Source organism: Caldicellulosiruptor bescii DSM 6725, from assembly GCF_000022325.1.
In the GTDB taxonomy this organism is placed as follows: Bacteria; Bacillota; Thermoanaerobacteria; order Caldicellulosiruptorales; family Caldicellulosiruptoraceae; genus Caldicellulosiruptor; species Caldicellulosiruptor bescii.
In genome coordinates, this window is the sequence record NC_012034.1 from 333763 (window position 1) to 357820 (window position 24058).

At 32.3% G+C, this 24058-nt stretch carries 20 protein-coding genes and 4 pseudogenes; 15 read left to right on the plus strand and 9 right to left on the minus strand.

Annotation, left to right across the window (positions count from 1 at the left end):
- Positions 1-45: 45 nt before the first annotated feature.
- From ATHE_RS01400 to ATHE_RS01410, 3 genes are read right to left on the minus strand one after another with little or no spacing between them, the layout of a single operon-like run.
- On the minus strand, positions 46-1392 hold the full coding sequence (locus tag ATHE_RS01400) for a hypothetical protein (protein WP_231503228.1): 1347 nt from the start codon (positions 1390-1392) through the stop codon (positions 46-48).
- A gap of 13 nt (positions 1393-1405) precedes the next feature.
- Positions 1406-2341, minus strand: a complete 936-nt coding sequence (locus tag ATHE_RS01405) for a hypothetical protein (RefSeq protein WP_015906900.1) — start codon at positions 2339-2341, stop codon at positions 1406-1408.
- A gap of 24 nt (positions 2342-2365) precedes the next feature.
- A complete protein-coding gene (locus ATHE_RS01410) occupies positions 2366-3328 on the minus strand; it encodes a S8 family peptidase (RefSeq protein WP_015906901.1) in 963 nt (320 codons plus the stop codon).
- 727 nt (positions 3329-4055) lie between these two features.
- On the opposite strand from ATHE_RS01410, the pseudogene ATHE_RS01420 reads away from it, so the two are divergent.
- Positions 4056-4505, plus strand: a pseudogene (locus ATHE_RS01420) (transposase); the annotation flags it as partial.
- Positions 4506-4568: 63 nt separating this feature from the next.
- Here ATHE_RS01420 and istB read toward each other — a convergent pair.
- Positions 4569-4889 (minus strand): annotated as a pseudogene (istB, locus tag ATHE_RS01425) (IS21-like element ISCsa9 family helper ATPase IstB); the annotation flags it as partial.
- A gap of 271 nt (positions 4890-5160) precedes the next feature.
- Between istB and ATHE_RS01430 the strand changes: the two are divergent.
- Together ATHE_RS01430 and ATHE_RS01435 are read left to right on the plus strand one after the other, a co-directional pair.
- A pseudogene (locus ATHE_RS01430) lies at positions 5161-6415 on the plus strand (IS110 family RNA-guided transposase).
- 147 nt (positions 6416-6562) lie between these two features.
- Positions 6563-6880: pseudogene (locus tag ATHE_RS01435) on the plus strand (transposase); the annotation flags it as partial.
- 487 nt (positions 6881-7367) lie between these two features.
- Here the strand turns inward: ATHE_RS01435 and ATHE_RS01440 are convergent.
- The 3 genes from ATHE_RS01440 to ATHE_RS01450 all read right to left on the minus strand — a co-directional run bounded on the left by ATHE_RS01440 (position 7368) and on the right by ATHE_RS01450 (position 10677).
- Complete coding sequence (locus ATHE_RS01440; protein ID WP_015906902.1) at positions 7368-8756, minus strand: hypothetical protein; 1389 nt, start codon at positions 8754-8756, stop codon at positions 7368-7370.
- A 100-nt stretch (positions 8757-8856) separates the two neighbouring features.
- Positions 8857-9690, minus strand: coding sequence for a hypothetical protein (locus ATHE_RS01445; RefSeq protein ID WP_015906903.1), 834 nt, complete (start codon positions 9688-9690; stop codon positions 8857-8859).
- A gap of 24 nt (positions 9691-9714) precedes the next feature.
- Positions 9715-10677: a S8 family peptidase gene (locus ATHE_RS01450; RefSeq protein ID WP_015906904.1), complete on the minus strand. Its 963-nt coding sequence runs from the start codon at positions 10675-10677 to the stop codon at positions 9715-9717.
- An 854-nt stretch (positions 10678-11531) separates the two neighbouring features.
- On the opposite strand from ATHE_RS01450, the gene ATHE_RS01455 reads away from it, so the two are divergent.
- Positions 11532-12062 carry an FmdE family protein gene (locus ATHE_RS01455; protein ID WP_015906905.1) on the plus strand — a complete coding sequence of 177 codons (531 nt, stop codon included), beginning with the start codon at positions 11532-11534 and terminating at the stop codon, positions 12060-12062.
- Here ATHE_RS01455 and ATHE_RS01460 read toward each other — a convergent pair.
- Positions 12047-12493, minus strand: coding sequence for a DUF3842 family protein (locus tag ATHE_RS01460; RefSeq protein ID WP_015906906.1), 447 nt, complete (start codon positions 12491-12493; stop codon positions 12047-12049). The genes ATHE_RS01455 and ATHE_RS01460 overlap by 16 nt on opposite strands.
- Positions 12494-12741: 248 nt before the next feature.
- On the opposite strand from ATHE_RS01460, the gene cheB reads away from it, so the two are divergent.
- Positions 12742-13809 carry a chemotaxis-specific protein-glutamate methyltransferase CheB gene (gene cheB / locus ATHE_RS01465; RefSeq protein WP_041726999.1) on the plus strand — a complete coding sequence of 356 codons (1068 nt, stop codon included), beginning with the start codon at positions 12742-12744 and terminating at the stop codon, positions 13807-13809.
- A 66-nt stretch (positions 13810-13875) separates the two neighbouring features.
- Here cheB and ATHE_RS01470 read toward each other — a convergent pair whose 3' ends face one another.
- Positions 13876-14427, minus strand: a complete 552-nt coding sequence (locus ATHE_RS01470; protein WP_015906908.1) for a hypothetical protein — start codon at positions 14425-14427, stop codon at positions 13876-13878.
- Positions 14428-14586: 159 nt separating this feature from the next.
- Between ATHE_RS01470 and ATHE_RS01475 the strand changes: the two genes are divergently transcribed.
- The 10 genes from ATHE_RS01475 (at position 14587) to ATHE_RS01520 (ending at position 24057) form a co-directional block, all read left to right on the plus strand.
- Positions 14587-14892, plus strand: a complete 306-nt coding sequence (locus tag ATHE_RS01475) for a DUF6922 domain-containing protein (RefSeq protein WP_041727001.1) — start codon at positions 14587-14589, stop codon at positions 14890-14892.
- A 30-nt stretch (positions 14893-14922) separates the two neighbouring features.
- Positions 14923-15561, plus strand: coding sequence for a nucleotidyl transferase AbiEii/AbiGii toxin family protein (locus tag ATHE_RS01480; protein ID WP_015906910.1), 639 nt, complete (start codon positions 14923-14925; stop codon positions 15559-15561).
- A gap of 28 nt (positions 15562-15589) precedes the next feature.
- Positions 15590-16318 carry a 2-phosphosulfolactate phosphatase family protein gene (locus tag ATHE_RS01485; RefSeq protein WP_015906911.1) on the plus strand — a complete coding sequence of 243 codons (729 nt, stop codon included), beginning with the start codon at positions 15590-15592 and terminating at the stop codon, positions 16316-16318.
- Positions 16319-16320: 2 nt separating this feature from the next.
- The gene (locus ATHE_RS01490; RefSeq protein WP_015906912.1) at positions 16321-16881 is read left to right on the plus strand and encodes a DUF6512 family protein; all 561 of its coding nucleotides are present in this window, start codon (positions 16321-16323) and stop codon (positions 16879-16881) included.
- Between the two features lie 59 nt (positions 16882-16940).
- On the plus strand, positions 16941-18902 hold the full coding sequence (gene metG / locus ATHE_RS01495; RefSeq protein ID WP_015906913.1) for a methionine--tRNA ligase: 1962 nt from the start codon (positions 16941-16943) through the stop codon (positions 18900-18902).
- Complete coding sequence (locus tag ATHE_RS01500; RefSeq protein WP_015906914.1) at positions 18899-19663, plus strand: TatD family hydrolase; 765 nt, start codon at positions 18899-18901, stop codon at positions 19661-19663. Before metG ends, ATHE_RS01500 begins: the two co-directional genes overlap by 4 nt.
- Before the next feature lie 27 nt (positions 19664-19690).
- A complete protein-coding gene (locus ATHE_RS01505; protein WP_015906915.1) occupies positions 19691-20284 on the plus strand; it encodes a TatD family nuclease-associated radical SAM protein in 594 nt (197 codons plus the stop codon).
- 54 nt (positions 20285-20338) lie between these two features.
- Positions 20339-21577, plus strand: coding sequence for an AAA family ATPase (locus ATHE_RS01510; RefSeq protein ID WP_015906916.1), 1239 nt, complete (start codon positions 20339-20341; stop codon positions 21575-21577).
- A 4-nt stretch (positions 21578-21581) separates the two neighbouring features.
- On the plus strand, positions 21582-22130 hold the full coding sequence (locus ATHE_RS01515) for a hypothetical protein (RefSeq protein WP_015906917.1): 549 nt from the start codon (positions 21582-21584) through the stop codon (positions 22128-22130).
- A gap of 463 nt (positions 22131-22593) precedes the next feature.
- Positions 22594-24057 (plus strand): PIG-L deacetylase family protein, encoded by a 1464-nt coding sequence (locus ATHE_RS01520; RefSeq protein WP_015906918.1) that lies wholly within the window; start codon positions 22594-22596, stop codon positions 24055-24057.
- The last annotated feature ends 1 nt before the right edge of the window (position 24058 follow it).

Here is a 24058-nt window from a genome sequence, read left to right on the forward strand (position 1 = left end):
GCTTTAAATGAAAAGATTTTGAAAATGATTTCAAAAAACTTGCTATTATAAGATTAATAAAAATTCATCATTCGCTTTGCTTTTTTCCACAAGTGTAATTGTAAAAGGACTTGAAAGAGGGTATTTTGTGATAAATTCAAGAAAAGCTGAAGAAGATTCTAATGAATATACCTTTATTTTATAATGCTTTGGAATATCTCTATAGTCAAAACGAGGGGAGAAAGTTAAAAAAAGACCATGTTTTAAGATGTACTTGTACATGATATCTGGCATAAATTGCTCTTCTTTGCTCAGGAGAATATTTACACTTTTTGTATTGTTACCATTTAAAAATTCTTTACTTATTCTTAACAGATTTTGTTTATCATTTATTTCTTCAATTGATAAAGAAATAGCCGTTAGTAAACCATTATTATAGTGCAGGAATTTATTATAAAGATTGATTGAAGTTTGCATTATCTCTTTGGTATAATTTTTAAGTTCTAATTTTATAAGTCTGGATAAATTAGTTTTTATAGATTTCTTAATATAGTAGAAGCACAAATCTTTTATCGATTCAATATCATCTAAAAAGCGAAAAGAAAAATTTTCTGAGATACGTTCAACAATATAAGCGTCTAAAAATAATTTTTGATTTTTAATGTCTTCAATAAATTTATTCAGTGGATAAAATGCAAAAGCCTCCCAAAAGTGTTGAGTCATTTTTGAATTTTTTGGTGGCCAATACATTTCCTTTTCCTCAGCGTCAATTTGTCCAAATTTAATAAATATAAAACCGTCAGCATTGCTAACAGGAAGATACCTTATATAGGATATAGGAAACGGCTTTTTAGGATCATTATCGTAAATGTAACTATAGAATTTATTTTCAAAAAGGTCTATCACATAAATTTGCCATTTATTATTAGAGTTGAAAGCATAAAACTTGTCGTGTATAGTTATTATATAGCGAAAATTTACCATTTCAAAAAAAAGAAGGGGAGGCACAATGAAATTACTTATACCTTCCTGTTTTAGGTGTTTTTCCCATAGCTTCAATTCAACAATAGGAATTTCAAGAATGTCTTTTTCATGTCTATTTAGCAAGTTAATACTCCTAACAGTGATTTTAACATAGTCATCTACAATATTCCAGTAATACCCATATAGTGTATTATTTATTTCATCAAAATAAATGATTTTATCTAACTCTTTTTTAAACAGGTAAGTTTTAAGTTGAAGATTTGAGATATCAATAAAACATATACCAACAGATTTATATGTGCTTTGCTTTAATACACTTCTTAATAAGAAATTTTTGCACTCTATTGGTAGACTACCCAATTGATTATTTTTTAAAACATTATGCATTTCGGATGATAAATCTTGAATATAAACAACATCAATGTTCATCATTTTTATCCTCCTAAATAAAAGCATTGACTACTTTATATTTAAAAGAACAAAAGGTAGCTTTAAAAGTCAGTTTAGCTACCTCTTGAAATTTAAATAATTTGAGTTTAATAAGGATAGAATATATGAGGTCGTTTTCTAATCTCATTAAAAAATACATGAAAGTGAGGAAAATAATTTGGGTCATCATTATGAGGAGTTTTATGTTCATAATAATATGCTTGTGGGTAACTATGAGTAGATGCAAAAAAACTACTTCTCTTGCTAATAGTTCTGCAAGACTTCGACTTTTAGCAAAGATATCACCACTATCTAAAACAGTAGCCTTAGCTGTACCAAAATCAACAGCTGGTCCAACAAAAAGTTTTTTATCAGAGGAAATATATGCCAAAAAGTAATCATATGAACTGTTTCTTACTTTATCAACCACTTTTTCGGCAAGATAATAAGCATATCCAGCGACAAAAACTATCCCAGCAGCACCAAGCAGGATATATAAAAGTTCTTCAAGAAGTCCTAATGCCCACGGCAGAGCTATAACATACTGTGCCGAAACAGTATCAGAATCACCTATATTATACTCCTCTTTTGTTTTTTCATCAATCAATTTTGCTTTTAAATTCTCACCATCAAAGTATTCTACTTTTACAGAAAAGTTTCTTTCTTCTGGGCTTGATGTGTCCAAACTTTTATCAAACTTTTTAGCAGCAGTTGGCTTGACTTTTAATTTTATCTCATTTGTATCTTTGTCAAGGGTAGCAATATACTTATATCCTTCATTCTCAGCTTCTGCTGTTTTAATTTTTTTGTCAACATCATAGACCTTTATTTTATCTTTCCAAACATCATATCTTGGCTTTGCAAAGCTGACAGAATTGATAGGCAAAAAGGTTAATATAAAACTAATACAAACAATGATAGCTAATATTCTTTTCATTTTACTTTTCATTTTAAACACCCCTCTGAACTATTTTTATTTAAATTTCACAAGACCGAAGCCAAATATATTATCTTTACCTTTTTCACCGAGGTCTTCAGAAAGTTTTAGCAATACATTATAGATTTTATCTTTGTTTATGCTGTGTTTAGGGGGCAAGCCCCACTTTTCTGGTTTGCTTAAGATAAGAGCGATAATTGCTGTCAGGTGTGCAGCAGCCACAGAGTTTCCACTTGAGAGTTTGTAGCTATTGTTTGGAGCTGTGGACAAAATATTTTCACCATAAGAGCAAAAATCAATTTTGCCTTGAGAAGAAAACTGAGATATTTGATTTTTGCAGTTGACAGAAGCAACAGATATAACTTCGGGGTATGATGCAGGAAAGCCTGCTTTTGAACCAAATGAATTTCTTGCCGAGGCAACAATGATTATTTTATGTTTTGCTGCTTTTGAAACAGCTTTTCTGAGTTTTGGATTATCAGATGAGGTAGAAAAACTCATGTTTACAATGTTAATCTTGTTTTTAATACAAAAGTCAAGAGCACGTACAACGAGGTCAACTTTTCCTTCAAGTTTTTTATTTAAGATTTTTAAGATGAAAATTTCAGCATCAGGTGCAATGCCGACAATACCAAAGTTATTATTTTGAGCTGCGATTATACCTGCGATAAAAGTTCCATGTCCTGTTTCATCTGATGCGGGTTTGTTTGGCTCAATAAAGTTAATAGTTTTGATAATATTTGCACTTTTTAAGTCAGGATGGTTCAGGTCAATACCAGAATCCAGAGTAGCAATTTTAACTTTTTTGCCTCTGGTAAATTTCCACATTTTAGTGATACCAAGTTTTTTGTAGCTCCAGGGAACAATTTGCTTTTTATAGGCTTGTTGAGGGTTTTGTGTAGAAGGATTATTACTCATGTAGAGATTGGCAGCAAGTATTGATGATAATATTGCAAAGATAGCACCTGACAGTAAAAAAAGCTTCTTGTGTTTGTGCAACAAATTAGAACCTCCTAACAAAATAAATAGGATTAAAGTATTTAAGAGGTGTTAAGCATAATGATAGTTATCAACTCCTTTCAATGGATAAAATAGCTATAAATACTTATATCAAAAAAAAAACGCAATAGGCAAATTGAATAAATTTTATTTTCTTCATGTGGAGAGTTTAAACAAGAGGAAGGCTTAGAATTTATTGGTATTAGCAAATGATGTAGTGACAAAATTGAGGTCCAAATTTTGTCAATCCCAGTCCTCCCAAACTTTTTGAGTTTCAAACTGACAAAGTCGAGAAAAAGGTAACAGGTGTAAATTACGAAATGCCACTTTTCTTATTTTTTTGAGTTTAGAAACTTTAAATTATCTTGATACAAAACATTTAATAAAAAAAATTAACAAAATCAATTTTTATTTTTTTTTACAAAACAATAAATAAGAATACCTAAATTTATTAGGAGAGCTACACAGGTTATATAAAGAGGATAGTTGTTGACAATCTGAGCAGAGGTTCCAACAATTTTTATTCTAAAGCAATTTATATCAATAGATTTTAATCCTTCACTGTAAGCAACTAAACTATATTTTCCATTAAATTCAAATAAAAAAACCATGAGCGACAGTTGAGTCTATATAATTGTGTAAAAAGGGATTGAGCCACCCCTCACCCTCTGGTTAGAATAGAAATTAAGAATAACCAAAAACCAAATTCTTTCAGGAGGGATGAGGAATGGCTCAATACAATATTACCATAGATTCTGAAATTTTGCATTACCTTTTTACAACAGGCACAAAAGACGAGAAATTAGCCAAGTTATTAGAATCAATACTTAATCAAATTTTAGCGTATCTTGCTACTGAACAAATTAAGGCTTAAGCCTACGAGAGGACAGAGGAAAGACAAGATTATCATAACGGTTATTATTTCTGTGAAATTAATTACCAGAGTAGGGACTTTGACTTTGAAAGTACCAAGACTGCGTAATGGTAAATTTGACTTGTAACCTTTTTGAACGTTATCAGCGAACTAAACAAGCGCTTTTATTGGCTATTTAGTGAGATGGTGGTAAATGGAGTATCCACACGAAAGATTGAAGAAATTACTTATGAGTTATGTGGGACTGAGTTTTCAAAATCCACCATTTCAGAGTTTTGCAAAAATCTTGATCCTGTAATTTTGTTATTGTCAATACCTTTTCCCCACTTTTGATAACATTTTTTCCCCACCTGTTTTCAAAAAAATTTAATTATCATTATTTAACTGATTTGATTCATTCTTGGAATCATCTGTTAAAGCTTTTATAGCACCCTCCCTTTGCTTCATCCTATAACTTTCACCTTTGATAACTACAAAATGACAGTGATGTACAAATCTATCTAAAATCGCTGTCGCTAAAACTGGATCATAAAATATCCTCGGCCACTCTTCAAATACCTTGTTTGTAGTTATTATTATCGATCCTCTCTCATACCTCTTTGATATTATCTCATAAAAATCATCTACACTGCTTTGATTAAATTTCCTTAAGCCCAGCTCATCTATTATTAACAAATCCACATTAACCATCCATGCTTAGGAAAGCACAACCATTGATGAAAATAGACTTAAGAAAAGGTTGCAAAAGATTTGTTTTTTGTTAAACTAAAGTTAACAGGGCAAAGGTTGATTTATTGTTGATGGATATAATACCTCGATCATTAACCTAACCTGATTACCTTTGAGCACAGCCAATTGTCGCCCCATATTATCCTGATATGGGAACAGCACGGGTGCTAAACTTCTTATTTTCTCAGGTAATCATCCCTGTAATAAATTCAGAATAGGAGATAATAATATGCAAGATTTACTTGAGATTTGTTGTGGATTGGATGTTCACAAAGAAACTGTTGTAGCCTGCTTGCTTAAAGGCTCTGTCCATAACGATAAACCCCAAAAAACAATAAGAACATTTTCCACTTTACTGCCAGGGCTTGAAGAATTAAAAGCATGGCTTGAATCAGAAAACTGCCATCATGTTGCAATGGAAAGCACAGGAGTCTACTGGCAACCTGTTTATAATATTTTGGAAAGTGCTTTGGACGGCACTATGGTAGTTATAGTTACCAATGCAAGGCATATGAAAAATGTTCCTGGCAAAAAGACTGATATGAAAGATGCAAAATAAATTGCAACTCTTTTGAGGGCAGGACTTTTAAATGGGAGTTTTATTCCAGCGCAAACAATAAGAGAATTAAGAGACCTTACAAGATATCGTAAAAGCATAATAGAAGAACTATCATCACAGAAAAACCGCATTGAAAAGCATCTTCAAAGCTGTGGTTTTAAACTTTCAAATTTTCTCACAGATATATTTGGTGTATCTGGAAGAGCAATAATAAACCACATAGCAGAACATGGCAGTATAACCGCAGAAGAAGTTGAAAGTTATGTAAAAACAAGAGCACGCAATAAATTACAAGAGATAAAACTGTCGGTAAATGGCAGGATGAACAGACATCAGCGTGAATTTTTAAGGCTTCTGCTTAAGCATTTAAGCATTTAGATGAGACATATGAACATCTTAGTGAAATAGAAGGAAATATTAATTTTGAACTTGAAAAATTTAAAAGGCAGATTGAGCAATTGGATAGCATACCAGGTATAGATAAAACGGCGGCTGCTGCAATAATTGCTGAAATTGGCATAGATATGAGCAAATTTAAAACTGCAGAACATATTTGTTCATGGGCAGGATTAAGTCCTGGCAATAATGAAAGTGCAGGAAAAAAAAGTCCACTCGAGTAACAAAGGGTAATACCTACATCAAGAGGATACTGTGTGAAGTTGCATGGAGTCTAACTCGCGTAAGAGATTCATACCTTGCTACGTGGTATTGGAAAGTAAAGCAGCGCCGAGGGGCAAAGAAAGCAATAGTAGCTCTTGCTAGAAAATTACTGGTTATAATCTATAATATGCTTAAGAATGACACTGACTATGATAAAAAAGTTTTTAGTGAAGTTCGAAAGAAACAAGAGATAATTCGTGTTAATCGACTTATCAGCGAAGCAAAAAAGTTTGGTTTAGAAGTTATAAGCCCCCAATCAGTTTAAATCTTGATTAAATTTATAATAATTCCAGCTGATGCCTTTTTAGCATCGGTTAGTTTGTTATTGTCTTTTTTTCTTATTAAATGATTGAGAATCTTCTATTGTTTATGTTCAAAATCATTTTTGAATGCAATCTATTTTCGTGCTACAATTTACAATAAAAGGAAGGTAGAAGTTGAAACAGTATTTGGGATAATAAAGAACAATAAAGGATTTAGGAGATTCCTGCTCAGGGGTTTGAAGGGTGTAAAGCTTGAGTGGGTTTTGGTTTGTATTGCCTATAACATAGAAAAATTAGCAAAGATAATGATAGAGGGCTGGGGTAAAACTGTCGCCCAACCCTCTTTTTGTTTGCTTTATAACTTAATATTGGTATTTAATACCACAATACATTCTTTTTTGATTATTAAAAATTATTGTTTTGGGACAGCTCCTACTAAGTTGTCTTACGGAAAGAGAAACTATTAAAGCCTCTAAATTTTCACCATAAAAGTATTCTATTTTTACATAAAAGTTTCTCTTCTCATTTTAGCTTGAGTTGTGCAAACTTTTACCAAACTTTTTAATAGCGAATGAAAATAAAAGAAGCCCCTAAAAATGAGTTTCAATTATTCAAACTGGGTAAAAACTACTTTCTGGTGCTTTTTACTTCTTATCATCGACGGTTATTAAGAGTCAAATCAAATGCAAAAACAAAACATGTTACTTGTAGTGTCATCTATGGTTACTTTATTATAAACTATAAAGCTAAATTTTAAAGATTGTATTAACATAATATTAAAAGAAATTCCTTTTGTTAACATGATTAGTAGCAAGTCCATATGCACAGCCAATGTGTACGGAATACTTTATTTTAAAAATTTTCAAATACTAAATCAGGAAAATAATCTAAAAATAAATTTTCGTCATCACAATAAAAATATAAGCTTTCTAAAGACTATTAAGGACAATAAACTTATGAGTCATGTTTTATTAAAAATCTTGGATATATTATAATAGCATTTAGTTCTTCTGTTTCAGAATTTATAATTAATGAGAAAAATTCTTCCATATATGATATCTTTCTTATTAACTCATTATCGTTTAAATAAATATATGTGTATTTTTCCTCTGGATTAACTGTGACAAAAATGGAACAGTTTTTTAAAAGATAAAACTCTTCAATTTGTTCTTTATATGGAATGTTAATTGGTAGTTCAAAGAAGGAAATTTCATTGGTTCCTATATAATGTTTTATAAAAAAATTTTTAATTGGTAGTAAATAAGAATGGAAAGGACGATATAATAAAAAGTATCTATTCTCTTCTATATATACTGGACGTATTTTTTCTGAGGGAAAAGGTAGGGACCCTATAAAAGCTCTTTTTTTCGTTTCTAGATTGTAAGTAAAGATGTCGGTTCTTTTTGTCAAAAAATTTTCTTTTACATAAGGAACAAATGGAGAATCGATATAAAGAGAATGACTTTTTATACTGTAAAAAAAACCATAATAAGGTTTTCCATAGTTTAAAAAACTTAATGTTTCAGAATACTCAACTTTATCAATTATATATTTAGATAACGCAGGCATTACACCGCTGATTAAATCTTGAATTAACTCTTCACAAGGAATAATCAGTAAAGTTTCAATCTTATTAATTATATCTTCACCTAAATTAAAATAGTATCTTTTTTCATCTGAGCTAATTCTACCAGTTTTAATAAATAGATAATTTCTGTTTTTGAATTTTTTTATTTCTGCGAATGAAATTTCGCAAATATAGTGGTTATCTGTTATAAATGCATCAAGATAAAATTCAGATTTATTATATAGGTCAATAATCAGAACAAATTTATCTTTAAAATTTTCACAATTATTTATTAGCATTATATATCTTTCATTTAATGCCAATACGTGAGTTGTAAATGGAATAAGCATATCTTTGTTTTCATTTTCTTCAGAAAACTCCATAATAAAACTAAACAACAAGCTTTCCTCTTTTTTTGCTAAATCTACACTAAATATTCTAATTTCACTAACTTTAGTACTAGTTGAGATTATTGTGTAACCAGTTAGAGTAAATTTCTCCTCATCAAAAAAAATTATTTGAGATATTTTATTTTTGAGTTTATAACTAATAGTTTGTTCGACCTTGCCATTTATAAAGGATAAAACTATAATAGATTCAATAATACTTCCAAGTATATCGTTCTTTTCCATAACAAACAGTATATTACTACAACTTTGATAGATAGGATGAAAAGATAACATGTCTTTATTAGCAAAAAAATTATAATGATTATATGTAATTTTGTGATAATTGTTTAACATTTCTGATAAATCATATACAGGAATTTCAAACATTATTTTAGGAATTCCCTCCTAATTTTCAATTATTTTTGGCAATGAGGGTTGCCAGAAGTATTTAATAATGACAACCCTCAAGAAAGCTATTTGAAAAATTTCAATATAAAAGATAAAAAATATGAGCAGGAATTTTAGTATCCTTATTCATATAAATATGATAATGATAAAAATAATTAGGCATGCTTCCATGAATTTCTGGTCCATAAACGTATCCACCAAATGTGATATAATTTTTTGCTACTGAATCAGCAAGATTTTTAGCCTTGATTTTATATTTACAGAAAACATCTAACCAATTATATACTCTCATATAAGCTTCTGAATAATCTATTGCAGGACCGATATAAAGAATACCATTTTTTATTGCTGCTTTATAATAATCATAGTTTCTGTTTTTAACATTTTCAATTACTTCACTTGCTTCTACATATTTTTCTCCAAATAAAACAATTATTTTACCAATTGCTAATAAAATTGCTGTTAGAATTTCAGCAAGTCCTAAGGCTATTGAAATATCAATAACATACTGTGCCGAAACAGTATCAGAATCACCAATATTATACTCCTCTTTTGTTTTTTCATCAATTAGTTTTGCTTTTAAATTCTCACCATCAAAGTATTCTACTTTTACAGAAAAGTTTCTTTCTTCTGGGCTTAATGTGTCCAAACTTTTATCAAACTTTTTAGCAGCAGTTGGCTTGACTTTTAATTTTATCTCATTTGTATCTTTATCAAGTGTAGCAATATACTTGTATCCTTCATACTCAGCTTCTGCTGCTTTAATTTTTTTGTCAACATCATAGACCTTTATTTTATCTTTCCAAACATCATATCTTGGCTTTGCAAAGCTGACAGAATTGATAGGCAAAAAGGTTAATATAAAACTAATACAAACAATGATAGCTAATATTCTTTTCATTTTACTTTTCATTTTAAACACCCCTCCGAACTATTTTTATTTAAATTTCACAAGACCGAAGCCAAATATATTATCTTTACCTTTTTCACCGAGGTCTTCAGAAAGTTTTAGCAATACATTATAGATTTTATCTTTGTTTATGCTGTGTTTAGGGGGCAAGCCCCACTTTTCTGGTTTGCTTAAGATAAGAGCGATAATTGCTGTCAGGTGTGCAGCAGCCACAGAGTTTCCACTTGAGAGTTTGTAGCTATTGTTTGGAGCTGTGGACAAAATATTTTCACCATAAGAGCAAAAATCAATTTTGCCTTGAGAAGAAAACTGAGATATTTGATTTTTGCAGTTGACAGAAGCAACAGATATAACTTCGGGGTATGATGCAGGAAAGCCTGCTTTTGAACCAAATGAATTTCTTGCCGAGGCAACAATGATTATTTTATGTTTTGCTGCTTTTGAAACAGCTTTTCTGAGTTTTGGATTATCAGATGAGGTAGAAAAACTCATGTTTACGATGTTAATCTTGTTTTTTATACAAAAGTCAAGAGCACGTACAACGAGGTCAACTTTTCCTTCAAGTTTTTTATTTAAGATTTTTAAGATGAAAATTTCAGCATCAGGTGCAATGCCGACAATACCAAAGTTGTTATTTTGAGCTGCGATTATACCTGCGATAAAAGTTCCATGTCCTGTTTCATCTGATGCGGGTTTGTTTGGCTCAATAAAGTTAATAGTTTTGATAATATTTGCACTTTTTAAGTCAGGATGGTTCAGGTCAATACCAGAATCCAGAATAGCAATTTTAACATTTTTGCCTCTTGTAAATTTCCACATTTTAGTGATACCAAGTTTTTTGTAGCTCCAGGGAACAATTTGCTTTTTATAGGCTTGTTGAGGGTTTTGTGTAGAAGGATTATTACTCATGTAGAGATTGGCAGCAAGTATTGATGATAATATTGCAAAGATAGCACCTGACAGTAAAAAAAGCTTCTTGTGTTTGTGCAACAAATTAGAACCTCCTAACAAAATAAATAGGATTAAAGTATTTAAGAGGTGTTAAGCATAATGATAGTTATCAACTCCTTTCAATGGATAAAATAGCTATAAATACTTATATCAAAAAAAAAAAAAAAACGCAATAGGCAAATTGAATAAATTTTATTTTCTTCATGTGGAGAGTTTAAACAAGAGGAAGGCTTAGAATTTATTGGTATTAGCAAATGATGTAGTGACAAAATTGAGGTCCAAATTTTGTCAATCCCAGTCCTCCCAAACTTTTTGAGTTTCAAACTGACAAAGTCGAGAAAAAGGTAACAGGTGTAAATTACGAAATGCCACTTTTCTCATTTTTTTGAGTTTAGAAACTTTAAATTATCTTGATACAAAACATTTAATAAAAAAAATTAACAAAATCAATTTTTATTTTTTTTACAAAACAATAAATAAGAATACCTAAATTTATTAGGAGAAGGAGAAAGGATTAAATTTTTATAGAAAGTAGATTGAAAAATGAGAGCGGGTGGTCAGAGTACATCCCCATACGGGCGAAGACCCTGCATACGAGCCGAAACTTAAGTCCACGCCATGGTAGATGGGACGAGGGAATTGAGGGCAAGGGAGAAAAGACCCTGAGAGCCATGAGAGGGTAAACGCCATGGTTATTGTGGATCAATACCTGCCGCAATATGGTATAGCAACAAGATAAATACAGTGAAAAGGTTAATTCTAAACTGAACATGGTATAATAAAGCAATAATAGTAATATCAAGCAACAAATCATTTTCAATGATAGCGAAATTTAAAGAAATCGCGAGATATTTTGAGAAAATCAAAGATACATTGAGAGAGGTGGTGTTAATATGACATGGGAAAAAGAACTTTTCTGGAAAAAGGCAGCTGAGTTTCACGGGCACATATGTCCAGGTCTTGCGATAGGATTTAGAGCATGTGAGGCAGCTATAAAAAGACTTTCTATAGATTTTTCTTCAGATGAAGAAATAGTTTGCATTACAGAAAATGATGCATGTGGAGTTGATGCTATTCAGGCAATTTTGGGATGTACTGCCGGCAAAGGTAATCTAATTTTCAAAGACAGAGGCAAACAGGCATTTACATTTTTCAGAAGAGATACAAATCAGGGTATTAGAATTGTGTTCAAGGGTTTTAATGAAAATAGGTCAAGAGAAGAAAACCTCCAGTATATTCTTGATGCGCCTTTAGATGAGATTTTTGAGTACAAAGAACCAAAAGATAAATTACCACAAAATGCACGTATTTTCAGGTCTTTGAAATGTGAAAATTGTGGAGAAAAAACAGCAGAGCACAGAATAAGAATTTTGGATGGAAAGTTTTTGTGTCTTGATTGCTATGAGGACTACTCAAGAGGATGAGGAAGATAAAGTTTTTTTTCATTTTCTTTTATATCATCTATTATCAAAGAATATATATCTTTCATAGATGAATTTACCGTACCAGGAATAGAAATACCATGCAGATTCAAAGGAATGATGTATTTTTTACAATAAAGGCTGAAAATTGTCTGTGCTATCTTTGCAGAAATTTCACCCTTTATTCCACTGCATGTCAAAATTCCAATTGGTCCAACAATTGCATCTGGGACAAAGTTTGTCAAAAAATAAACAATTTCATCTTCACCGCAATATCCTACATCTGCGCCGTTTTTAAGCATGTTCTGCATAGCTACTTTATTTGTACCAAGCGCAACAATTTTTATTTTATCCTCAAATTCTTTTTTTTTCAATCTTTTTATAAATTCTCTTCCAATTCCAGCACCCTGTCCGTCTAAAACTGCAATGACCATGTGTATCTCAATCCTTTGACATTGTGTTTTTTAAGTAATTTTAATTATAAAACCTTTTGAATTTGGTTGTCAAAAAAAAATTGTCTATCATCTTTATTGTTTTTTCAGTTATATAGCTTTTGTATTATTTTGCCTTCAAAAAATCACAAAAAATTTAATTGAATATTTGCAAAAATTTTGTGTATAATTTCTTACATATGAAGTTGTGATAATGTTAAGATAAAGAAATTTATATGGTGAACAAAACTATGAAAAGGATATTGATTGTTGATGATTCAGAGCTTATGTGTGAACTTATAAAAGAGACTTTGAGGGGTTTAGAGGAAGATAAAGTTATATTTACAGCGACAAATCCTCTTATAGCTATTAGAAAGGCAAATTTATTTAAAATTGATTTGGCACTTGTTGATTATGAGATGCCTTATATGAATGGTCTTTTACTTATCGGCTATTTAAAGGAGATAAATCCATTAACAAAAATTGTAATGGTTTCTGCTTATACTGAACCTGGTGCCCAGATTACTCTTGAAGCACTTGCAAAAGGTGCAATTGATTATATATTAAAACCTGCAAATAAAGAAGAGTTTAAAGAATTTAAAAAAGAACTGTCAGAAAAAGTTCAATGGATATTAGCTGGGAGAGAACTTAGCCGTAAAAAAAGTAAGGTAGAGAAAGACAAAACTAAGGTTTTAAACTCCCTTGAGGGGCTTAAGACTTATACTTCCAACTATTTAGTGGACAAGCTAAGAGAAAGTAAGGTAATAGCAATTGGAATTTCAACAGGAGGCCCCCCTGTTTTAGAAAAGATTTTTACAAATCTTAAGAAAGATTTTTCGATTCCTATATTAGTTGTTCAGCACATGCCACCGACATTTACGAAAGCATTGGCTGAGAGACTTTGCAAAATATCTCAAAGACAAGTGAAAGAAGCCGAAGATGGTGAAAAGATTGAAAATGGTGTGATTTATATAGCAAAAGGCGGAGTGCATATGGCTGTTGAAAAAATTTTAGGAAAGTATTACATAAGGCTTCTTGAAAATGTTGAAAAGGTGAATAGCCACAAACCATCGTGTGATATTTTATTCAGTTCAGTAGCTGAATGGTACGGGAAAAATGCAACAGGCATAATTATGACTGGAATGGGCTGTGATGGAGCAAATGGTCTTTTGGAAATGAAAAATCAGGGTGCCTTGACAATTGCGCAAAGCAAAGAATCATGCGTAGTTTTTGGCATGCCAAGAGTCGCCATAGAAAAGGGAGCGGCAGAAGCAGTACTAAGTACAGATGATATTATAAGACTTTTAAATGAAGTATAAACCTAAAATAATAGGTGTAAAATATCTCTTTAAATAAAAAGACACATGGATATATTCACGCTGTTCCTATACCGTTACATCCAAAACAGAAGTTGAAAAATTGCTCTGCAAATAAGGTACAACTCCATTTTGAGGACTATAAGTATACATCATAATGTCTTGCAAAATAGGAATGTTTTTGCTCATAAGATTTTTTAAATTATCAGCTGACAGTCCTTTGGTCAAAAATAAATAACTACTGGAGAGCATAGTAATGTCTTGCTCTTGAAGAGTTTGATTTGATGTCAAAACTCCTTTATTTAAAAGGTTTAGCTGATTTCCCATTTCAACTAATGTACTTGGTGAGGGTAAATCCGACATTTGCTCAAAACTATTTTGTACTACCTCTAAACCTGATTTAGAGCTTAGGATTTCTGGACTGTATATTTTAAGCTGGTTTTCGAAACTTGGACGTTGTGCTTGCTTTTCAAGGATAGCTACTTTATCAGGTATTATGTTGTTTTTCAAATTGTTCAAAACATTTCCTTGAGAAATTATTGTATAGTCAATTGAATTATGCAAACTCTGCGAAAAAGTGTTTATCAAAGATTTTGAACTAATGTATGATACACCTACCATTTTACCTCAACTCTTTTTATACTTTTTTGGATATCCCCTCATATTTTTATTATACCACAATTCTTACTCAAAAGTTTTCAAAAAAGATGTGTATCTTTTTGCTCAAGTATGGTATATATAAAGTTAAAGCAAACTCTTTTGGGGGCTTATGATTTTAAGATGGACAGCCAAACTCAAATACCCGAAAAGTTTAAAAAATTCTTTTGGGATATTGGATTTGAAGATTTAGACATTCAGAGGCACAAAGCATTTATCATCACACGCCTTCTTAACTTTGGAGACCAAGATTGCATAAAGTGGCTATTTAACACATATTCAAAAGAAGAGATTAAGGATGTAGTAAAAAATAGCAGAAGTCTTTTGAAAAAACCTGCAAGATTTTGGCAACTATATTTCAATTTGAAAGAGGATGAAATGAGGTGTTTTGAGGTTTTCAAAAAGATGGAAGGGATGTTTCCGTTTTAGGGGTATTTCAAAATGGGGGTTAACGTTAAAATGATTTTAAATGTTTTAGAGTATCAAAGGTATGAAGTTCTAAATAAGATTGTAAAAAGTGATGTAATTGGAGAGTTTTACTTAGGTGGGGGGACAGGACTTGCTTTGCAGCTTGGACATAGAGTTTCAGAGGACTTCAACTTTTTTTCACCAATAGAATTTTCAAGCGACTATATAATATATAAATTGGAAAAAGTAGGCGATATAAACATATTGTACTCAGCAAAAGATACTCTTCATATGCTTTTAGATGGAGTTAGAGTAACATGGCTATATTATCCTAATCCTTTATTAGATAATCTTGTAATACCAACTGAAATAAAAGGCTTGAAAATTGCTTCAAAAATAGATATAGGTATGATGAAATTAGTTGCTATTTCTTCAAGAGGCTCAAAAAAAGATTTTATTGATTTGTACTGTATATGCCAATCAGGAATAGAGTTAGAGGAGCTTGTTAAGCTTCTTCCACAAAAATTTCCAAACAAAATGGTAAATCTTTATCATATCCTTATGAGTCTTTGTTACTTTGATGATGCTGAGGATGAAGCAATGCCCAAGATGTTCATTAGACTTGACTGGGATATTGTCAAGAGATTTTTCTTAGATAATTATCAGAAATTAGTAAAATTAATAGAATAATAATTTTCAAGAAAGAAGGTGTACCATCTTGAAGGTAATGACATTTTCGCACTATAAAGAGTTAACTGAAGGAATTTTAAAAGATTCATACGCCATTGTTATTGACCTTCTCAGGGCAACATCTACTATGATTTGGGCTATTTCAAATGGTGCAAACGTAATAATTCCTGTTGAGAATATTTTAGAAGCAAAGCTTTTTAAAAGGTTAGATGAAAGCGTTCTTCTTGGAGGAGAGAGAGGCGGTTTGAAAATTGAAGGGTTTGACCTTGACAATTCACCTCTTTCGTACAAAAAGGAAGTTGTTTTTGGCAAAGCTATCGTAATGACAACAACAAATGGGACAAGAGCGCTCAAGAAGGCATCCTTTGCAAAGCGAATCTTTCTTGGTTCGTTTATAAACGGCAAAAAAACTGCAGAGTATATATTAAAAGAAGCTTTAAAAGATGATATGCAGAAAATAGCAATTGTATGTGCAGGAACCGAGGAGAAATTCACCCTTGAAGATGTCCTTTGTGCGGGATATTTTGTGGATATATTTAAAACCTGCCTTGAAAAAATTGAGGTTGATGATCTGTCTTTAGCTTCGTATGAGCTTTATAAAAAATTTGAAAATGACCCTCATGAAATATTAAAATATTCATATCACTATAATCATTTAAAAAAACTTGGTTTTGAAGCTGACCTTGAATTTTGTCTCAAAAAAGACTTTGTGGATTGTGTATGTGAGTACAAAAACTTGGTAGTAGAGAAGGTGTGAAAATGTTTGAAATCTATCTTTCCTCATACTCAAAGAAAATTTATAGAAAAAGAGCCAAAATAACATCTATTGTAGGCATATTTATAATCATTGCAATATCAAGCTTACTTCACTTTGGGTTTGACTTTTTCGGAAAAATAAAAGCCACTGCTGTACTTTTTGCAGTCAACGAAAGTGTATGGGAGCATCTTAAAATTGGATTTTTCGGAGGGTTGATTTTTTACATAATTGAATTTATCATTTATGGAAAGAAGTTTGACAATTTTATTGTGGGGAAGACAGTTGCACTATTTTTGATACCATTTTTGACAGCAGTGTTCTTCTACACCTATAGGATATTTTTGGAAGACAATTTGATTTTTGATATACTCACTCTTGTTTTAGCAGTGATAATTGCTCAGTTTGTTTCACTTGCCATAACTCTATCTAACAAAAAGATAAAGAAGGCACCGTTTGTGCTACTTTTAATTATAATGCTGATATTATTTCCATTGTTTACATACTTCCCACCAAAGATACCAGATCTTTTTTATGATTTTGCTCATAAACGTTATGGAATGTAGGTATAAAAGTATTTAAAAACTCTGAGGAAAGAATTTTAACAAAAGGAGGAAAATCATTTATGGAAAAGCCAAAATTTTATATAACAACGCCTATATACTATCCATCGGACAAACTCCATATTGGTCACACATATTGCACAGTTGCAGCAGACACAATTGCAAGATACAAAAGACTAAGAGGGTATGACGTGTTTTTCCTGACAGGGACAGATGAGCATGGCCAGAAGATAGAAAGAAAAGCGCAAGAGGCTGGTAAGACTCCTCAAGAGTATGTTGATGAGATAGTTGCGTCAATAAAAGACCTTTGGAAGCTTATGAACATCTCATATGATGACTTTATTAGAACAACAGAAGAGCGCCACAAGAAGGTTGTCCAGAAGATATTTACAAAGCTTTATGAGCAGGGCGATATCTACAAGAGCGAGTATGAGGGTTGGTACTGTACACCATGCGAGTCTTTCTGGCTTGACAGACAGCTTGTTGATGGCAAGTGTCCTGACTGCGGCAGACCTGTTGAGCGTGCAAGGGAAGAGAGCTACTTTTTCAGGCTTTCAAAATACCAAGATGCACTTGTTAAGTATATTGAAGAGCATCCGGATTTTATTGTTCCACAGTCGCGCGCAAACGAGATGATAAACAATTTCATAAAACCTGGGCTTGAAGATGTGTGTGTTTCGCGAACAACTATAAAATGGGGAATTTCTGTGCCATTTGACCCCAAGCATGTAATCTATGTCTGGATAGACGCACTTTCAAACTATATAACAGCGCTGGGATACATGAGTGAGGATGACAGCAAGTTCAAAAAATACTGGCCAGCAGATGTGCATCTTGTTGGGAAAGAGATAGTAAGATTCCACACAATTATCTGGCCAGCAATACTGATGGCACTGGGTCTTCCTCTTCCAAAGATGGTGTTTGGTCATGGCTGGCTACTTTTAGAAGGCGGTAAGATGTCAAAGTCAAAGGGAAATGTTGTGGACCCAGTAATACTTGCGCAAAAGTATGGAGTTGATAGTCTGAGGTATTTCCTCTTAAGAGAGATTCCATTTGGTGCTGATGGTCACTTTTCAGAAGATTCTCTAAGGACAAGACACAACAGTGACCTTGCAAACGACCTTGGGAATTTATTGTCAAGAACAGTAGCAATGATTGAAAAGTATTTTGATGGAATTATCCATCTTCCTGAAGCAAAAGAAGATCTTGACAATGAGCTAATAACCTTAGCAAAAGAAGTATACGAAAAAGTGTGCAGATGTCTTGATGAGCTTCAATTTTCAAATGCCTTGATAGAAATCTGGAAGTTGATTGCAAGAGCCAACAAGTATATAGATGAGACAATGCCGTGGGTGCTTGGCAGGGATAAATCTAAGTATCCGCGCTTGAAAACTGTTTTGTACAACTTAGCAGAGGTTTTGAGAATTGTGGCAATATTGATAGAACCATTTATGCCGCAGACAACACCAAAGATTTTACAGCAGCTTGGAATTTCAAAAGATGAAAATCCTGATATAACTACTTGGGAAAGTGCTTCGCAGTTTAGTTTAATTCCAGAGGGAACAAAGGTTAAAAGAGGAGATCCTATTTTCCCAAGAATAGTAGAAAAGGAGGAAAATGCTATGGAAGACACAAACAAGCAAGAAGTTAAAAGACCTGAGGGAGCTGTGCCTGCAGATGACAAAAATGAAGAGCAAAAAGAATACATCACAATAGATGATTTTGCAAAGATTGAACTCAAAGTTGCCAAAGTTTTAGAAGCTGAAAAAATTGAAGGGGCAGACAAGCTGCTCAAGCTCATTGTTGATTTAGGAAATGAAAAACGCCAGATAGTTGCAGGCATTGCAAAACACTATACTCCTGATGAGCTTGTTGGCAAAAAGATTGTAGTTGTTGCAAACTTAAAGCCTGCAAAACTGCGTGGGGTTGAGTCACAGGGAATGCTCTTGGCAGCGTCAATTGGAGATGAGCTGTGCTTAATCACACCTGAAAAAGACATAAAAGAGGGAGCAAGAGTAAAATGATAATAGATGTTCATGCTCACTATGATGATGAAGCATTTGCCACAGATTTAGAGGATGTGATGGCAAAGCTAAAAGAAGAGAATATAATTGCCATCTCATCCTCTTCTTCTATTGAGTCTTCAAAAGAAAACATTGAAATTGCAAAAAAATATGATACCATTTATATAACTGTTGGGATTCATCCTCACGAGGCAAAGGATGCACCAAATGATTTTGAAGATGTACTTTTTGAGTTTGCAAGGTTTGAAAAGAACGTCGCAATCGGTGAAATTGGACTTGATTACCACTATGATTTTTCACCAAGAGATGTTCAAAAAGAGGTATTTATAAGACAGATTGAGGTTGCAAAAGCATTAAATCTTCCAATAGTTGTTCATTCAAGAGAGGCACATAAAGAAACTTTAGATATTCTTCTTGAGAACGCAGTTGGAAAGATTCCAGTTTTGATACACTGTTATTCAGGAAGCGTTGAGATGAGCAGGATTTTGAGAAAACATGGCATTTATATTTCGGTTGGCGGTGTTGTCACTTTTCAGAATGCAAAGAAGCTTATTGAGGTTGTAAAAGAATACCCCCTTGAACTTTTGATGCTTGAAACAGACAGTCCATACCTGACACCACACCCGCACAGAGGTAAAAGAAATGATTCTACCTACTTAAAGTATGTGATACAAAAGATTGCACAAATAAAAGAGATTTCTGAGGATTTAGTAATTGAAAAAACAACACAAAATGCCAAAAACTTTTTTGGTATTAAATAAAAAGAATGGAGATGAAATGAAGATAAAATGGGAATGATAACATATACAATTGACAACAGGCTATATATAAACGTGACAAACAAATGCACAAACTCATGTATATTCTGTATAAGAAACACGCCAAGAGGTCTTGGTGAGGGGTATGACCTGTGGCTTGCAAAAGACCCAACAGCAGATGAGATTTTAAATAGCATAAAAGACCCACAAAAGTATGATGAGATTGTCTTTTGCGGCTATGGAGAACCTCTTATAAGACTTGATACTGTGATTGAGGTTGCAAAAAGGCTAAAAGAAAAGACATCTGTGCCCTTGAGAGTCAACACAAACGGCCATGCCTCTTATATTCACAAGAAGAATGTGCCACAGCTTTTGTCAAACCTTATTGACAGGATATCAATAAGTCTCAATGCTCCAAACAAAGAAAGGTACAATGAGATTTGCAGACCGTTTTCTGAAGACATATATGACTATGTAATTGAATTTATAAAAGAGAGCAAAAAATATATAAAGGAAGTTTGGGTTTCGTGTGTGGATATTATAGATGAAGAGGAGATAAAAAGGTGTATGGAGCTTGCAAAAAACCTTGGCGTGAATTTTAAATTGAGAGCATATGAGGGATAATATAGAATAAAGGTGAATTTATCAGGATAAAAAAATAAATTGAGGTGTCTTTTAATGAAATTAAAAAGTTTGAGCGTTAAAAACTTCAAAAGCTTCAAAGAAATAAATGTAGAGCTAAAAGATTTTAACGTGGTTATTGGTGCGAATGCTTCAGGAAAGTCAAATTTTGTTCAAGTATTTAAATTTCTACGCGATATTATGAATCTTGGTTTAGAAAATGCTGTGTCCATCCAAGGAGATATTGAATATCTTACTAATTTAAAAGTTGGCCGAGGTGAAGAATTATCAATTAGTATAGTGTGCGAAATGGAAGATGACGAAAAAATTGCAAATACAAAGCAAAACATTGAAATGACTTTCCATGAAATGAGGTATGAGTTTTCTCTAAAAGAGAAAAAAGGAGCACCAGGTTTTAAAATTGTTAACGATTGTTTGCTTCAAAAGTTTAAATTTAAAGATGAAGAGGGGAAAATTATTGAGGGTGAAATCAGACTGTCCCATAAAAAAGATAAAGTAGTGTACGGAATTTTTCCAAAAGGTATTGAGGAGAAAGTGGAAAGTCTTATTCCGCTTTTATATTTAAAAATGGATTCTTTACCCCAGAACATTCTGCTAATTCAAACACCTTTGTTTTTTATATGGCGGCGATTGACGATAGATAATATATTCCGTAATATTTCAATTTACGATTTTGATCCAAAAAAGTCTAAAGAGGCTGCTCCAATTACAGGTAAGGCTGAATTAGAAGAAAATGGAAGTAATCTTTCAATAGTGTTAAAAAACATTTTAGAGAACGAAGAAAAAAGTCGAAAGCTTTTTAATTTAGTAAGTGACGTTTTACCATTTGTTAATAATCTAACTGTAGAAAAATTACCTGATAAGTCTTTGCTTTTCAAACTACAAGAATCATACTTTGAAAAAAAGGATATTCCTGCATCATTGCTTTCTGATGGAACTATTAATGTAATAGCAATGATAATTGCGTTATATTTTGAAAGGAAAAAGTTTATTATCTTTGAAGAACCAGAAAGAAATATTCATCCTTTTCTTATTTCAAAAGTTATTGAAATGATGAAAGAAATTTCGCGAAGAAAACAAATTATCGTTACTACGCACAATCCTGAAGTTGTCAAATATGCGGGGGTTGATAATCTTCTTTTGGTTTCTCGCGGTAGAGATGGCTTTTCAAAGATATACCGACCACTTGAGAAAGAAGAGATAAAAATATTTTTAGAAAATGATTTGGGAATAGAAGAACTCTTTGTTCAAAACCTTCTGGAGGTAGGAGCGTAAGTAAATGAACCGTGGCAAAGGTATATACATTTTGGTGGAAGGTATAGATGATGAGAGGTTTTTTAAACGCATATTGGAATCTAAGCTCTATTCTAAATATTCTTTTGTTCAGATTATAAGGTACTCTGGGGATGAGCTGAAAAGTTCTAAAAATTTGCAAAAGTATTCCAATCTTATAAAGGCTTTTGTACGAAGCAATAATGATTACGTTTTTGTTGCAGATATAGATGATTCACCATGTGTTACATATAAAAAAGAACAAATAGCAAAATTGATAAAGAATATAGACAAAGCAAAAATAATTGTAGTTAAAAAAGAAATAGAAAGTTGGTATTTAGCAGGTGCAGAGGATAATTTTTGTTCAAAATTTAAAATTCCGGAATCAGAAATTAGTAATACAGAAAAATTAACTAAGGAAGGTTTTAACAGGTTTATCCCTAAGAATTTTGACAGATCTGATTTCATGATAGAGCTTACTAAAAATTATTCAATGGAGAGGGCTAAGAGCAGAAATGCTTCTTTTAAATATTTTATAGAAAAGTATGTTGAATAAAAATTTTAACTTCTAAAGTATTTTTTAATAATAGTATGGTGGTGTTTTAAAATTCTGATGTATGTCGAAAGTATATAAAAAGAGAAAAATATTTTATTAAAATAGGTCAATTATTCACATAACCACATCTACAAAAACAGAATAAAAACTTTGAAAAAGTTCATTTATTTTTGGTATTGATTGGTGTATACAAAAAACATATAATTAAAACTGTAAAGAGCGGAGCAAGGGACAGACAACAAAGAAATGCTGCGGACAACCCCCTTGAGTTTTTAAAAAATACATACAGTAGAATCCCCCCGATTCGTTTCCTCCTTTTATATAGAAAGCGGGCAGGAGCTCTACAGGTAAAAGAGCTTCTGCCCGCTTGCGATTTTAGGGGTAAATTTTAATGGAAAATACATCAAAGATAGTGTAAAATAAAAAGAGCATCTTTGCTGTAAAGGAGTATTGCGGAAAATATATGCCACCGTTTAAAGCTAAAAGTTCTGAAGGTGAAGTTTACAGAAAACCTCAGAATGAAAGAAGAATAAGATTTAAGCGAAAGTACATTTTATATGCATTTGTTATATGGATTGTTGCAAATGTTCTTGTATTTTTGGCAAGAGAATATATTTCAAACTGCTTTTTTTCCGCTCAGCTTCCGCAGCTTCGGGTTGAAAATTACAAACGTATACTCGTCTTTGCCCCACACTGTGATGATGAAACTTTGTCTTCTGCAGGTGTGATACAAAAAGCTCTTTTGAGTGGGAGTAAAGTTAAAGTTGTTGTTATGACAAATGGAGATGGCTTTACACGTGCTGCAGGGCAGAACTTTGGCAAGATAAGACTTACTCCTGATGACTATATAAGATTTGGTTATCTTCGACAGAATGAAACAATCCATGCGCTTGAAGACTTAGGTTTGAAGAGGGAAGATATAATTTTTTTAGGATATCCTGATAGGGGTTTGCGGTTTTTATGGGAAAAATATTTTGATTCTAAGATAGGGTATTTTAATCCTTTAACACGCACATTCAAAAGTCCGTATTCAAACTCCTATCAGAGGGCAGTAGAATACAAGGGAATAAACGTTGTGAAAAATATTCAGAGCATAATAAAATTATTTGAACCTGATTTAGTAATCTATCCATACTCACGCGACCAGCATCCTGACCACTGGGCAACATCAGCATTTGTCAAGTTTTCAATCCTGACGCTAAATTATAAATGTGAAGAGTGGCAATATCTTGTGCACAGAGGAGACTGGCCGACTCCTTTTGGCAAACACCCTCAGATGTATCTTGTTCCGCCTTTCAAGCTTGCATTTACAGATACAAAGTGGTATCAGGTACCACTGGATGACTATATGATAGAAAGAAAATCAAATTCAATCTCAGACTACCACTCTCAGATGAAGGTTATGAGAGGATTTTTGGAGGCATTTGTTCGTCAAAACGAATTATTCGCAAAATCAGATAGCAAAGATGCAAAAAAATATGAGGGTGATAACCTGTTTTCAGACAAGTATTTAGTTAGCAAGGAGCCAACGCACGACATATGGTCACTCATTTTTGAAAAAGGTGCTGATATTGAAGCGATATTTGCGGCTCACGATAGCAAGAACATCTATATAGGTATCGAAATGGTTGGTTCTGCTAAAAAACTTATTTCGTATTATCTTCACATAAGAGCATTTGAAGATTATAAATATCTTGGCAGAATATATATTTTGGTTTCTGGAAACAAGATGAATGTAGTAAAGACTATGACAACCCCTGCTTTTTCATTTCAAAATGCAAAGATGCGCAGAAAAAAGAATCAGATTGAGATAGTATTTTCCAAAAAAGATTTACAAAATCCGAACATGCTTTATTTGAGCGTGCGCACAGAATTTCTTGGTCGTCAACTTGACAGAAGCGCATGGAAGGTAGTAAAGCTCAAATAAC

Excerpts from the sequence above, each read along its gene's own strand:
- ATHE_RS01520 (WP_015906918.1), top strand. The coding sequence starts at position 22,594 with ATGCCACCGTTTAAAGCTAAAAGTTCTGAAGGTGAAGTTTACAGAAAA.
- ATHE_RS01400 (WP_231503228.1), bottom strand. The coding sequence starts at position 1,392 with ATGAACATTGATGTTGTTTATATTCAAGATTTATCATCCGAAATGCAT.
- ATHE_RS01440 (WP_015906902.1), bottom strand. The coding sequence starts at position 8,756 with ATGTTTGAAATTCCTGTATATGATTTATCAGAAATGTTAAACAATTAT.
- ATHE_RS01405 (WP_015906900.1), bottom strand. The coding sequence starts at position 2,341 with ATGAAAAGTAAAATGAAAAGAATATTAGCTATCATTGTTTGTATTAGT.
- ATHE_RS01490 (WP_015906912.1), top strand. The coding sequence starts at position 16,321 with ATGTTTGAAATCTATCTTTCCTCATACTCAAAGAAAATTTATAGAAAA.
- ATHE_RS01460 (WP_015906906.1), bottom strand. The coding sequence starts at position 12,493 with ATGGTCATTGCAGTTTTAGACGGACAGGGTGCTGGAATTGGAAGAGAA.
- cheB (WP_041726999.1), top strand. The coding sequence starts at position 12,742 with ATGAAAAGGATATTGATTGTTGATGATTCAGAGCTTATGTGTGAACTT.
- ATHE_RS01515 (WP_015906917.1), top strand. The coding sequence starts at position 21,582 with ATGAACCGTGGCAAAGGTATATACATTTTGGTGGAAGGTATAGATGAT.
- ATHE_RS01445 (WP_015906903.1), bottom strand. The coding sequence starts at position 9,690 with ATGAAAAGTAAAATGAAAAGAATATTAGCTATCATTGTTTGTATTAGT.
- ATHE_RS01500 (WP_015906914.1), top strand. The coding sequence starts at position 18,899 with ATGATAATAGATGTTCATGCTCACTATGATGATGAAGCATTTGCCACA.
- ATHE_RS01455 (WP_015906905.1), top strand. The coding sequence starts at position 11,532 with ATGACATGGGAAAAAGAACTTTTCTGGAAAAAGGCAGCTGAGTTTCAC.
- ATHE_RS01505 (WP_015906915.1), top strand. The coding sequence starts at position 19,691 with ATGGGAATGATAACATATACAATTGACAACAGGCTATATATAAACGTG.
- ATHE_RS01475 (WP_041727001.1), top strand. The coding sequence starts at position 14,587 with ATGGACAGCCAAACTCAAATACCCGAAAAGTTTAAAAAATTCTTTTGG.
- ATHE_RS01510 (WP_015906916.1), top strand. The coding sequence starts at position 20,339 with ATGAAATTAAAAAGTTTGAGCGTTAAAAACTTCAAAAGCTTCAAAGAA.
- ATHE_RS01470 (WP_015906908.1), bottom strand. The coding sequence starts at position 14,427 with ATGGTAGGTGTATCATACATTAGTTCAAAATCTTTGATAAACACTTTT.
- ATHE_RS01480 (WP_015906910.1), top strand. The coding sequence starts at position 14,923 with ATGATTTTAAATGTTTTAGAGTATCAAAGGTATGAAGTTCTAAATAAG.
- metG (WP_015906913.1), top strand. The coding sequence starts at position 16,941 with ATGGAAAAGCCAAAATTTTATATAACAACGCCTATATACTATCCATCG.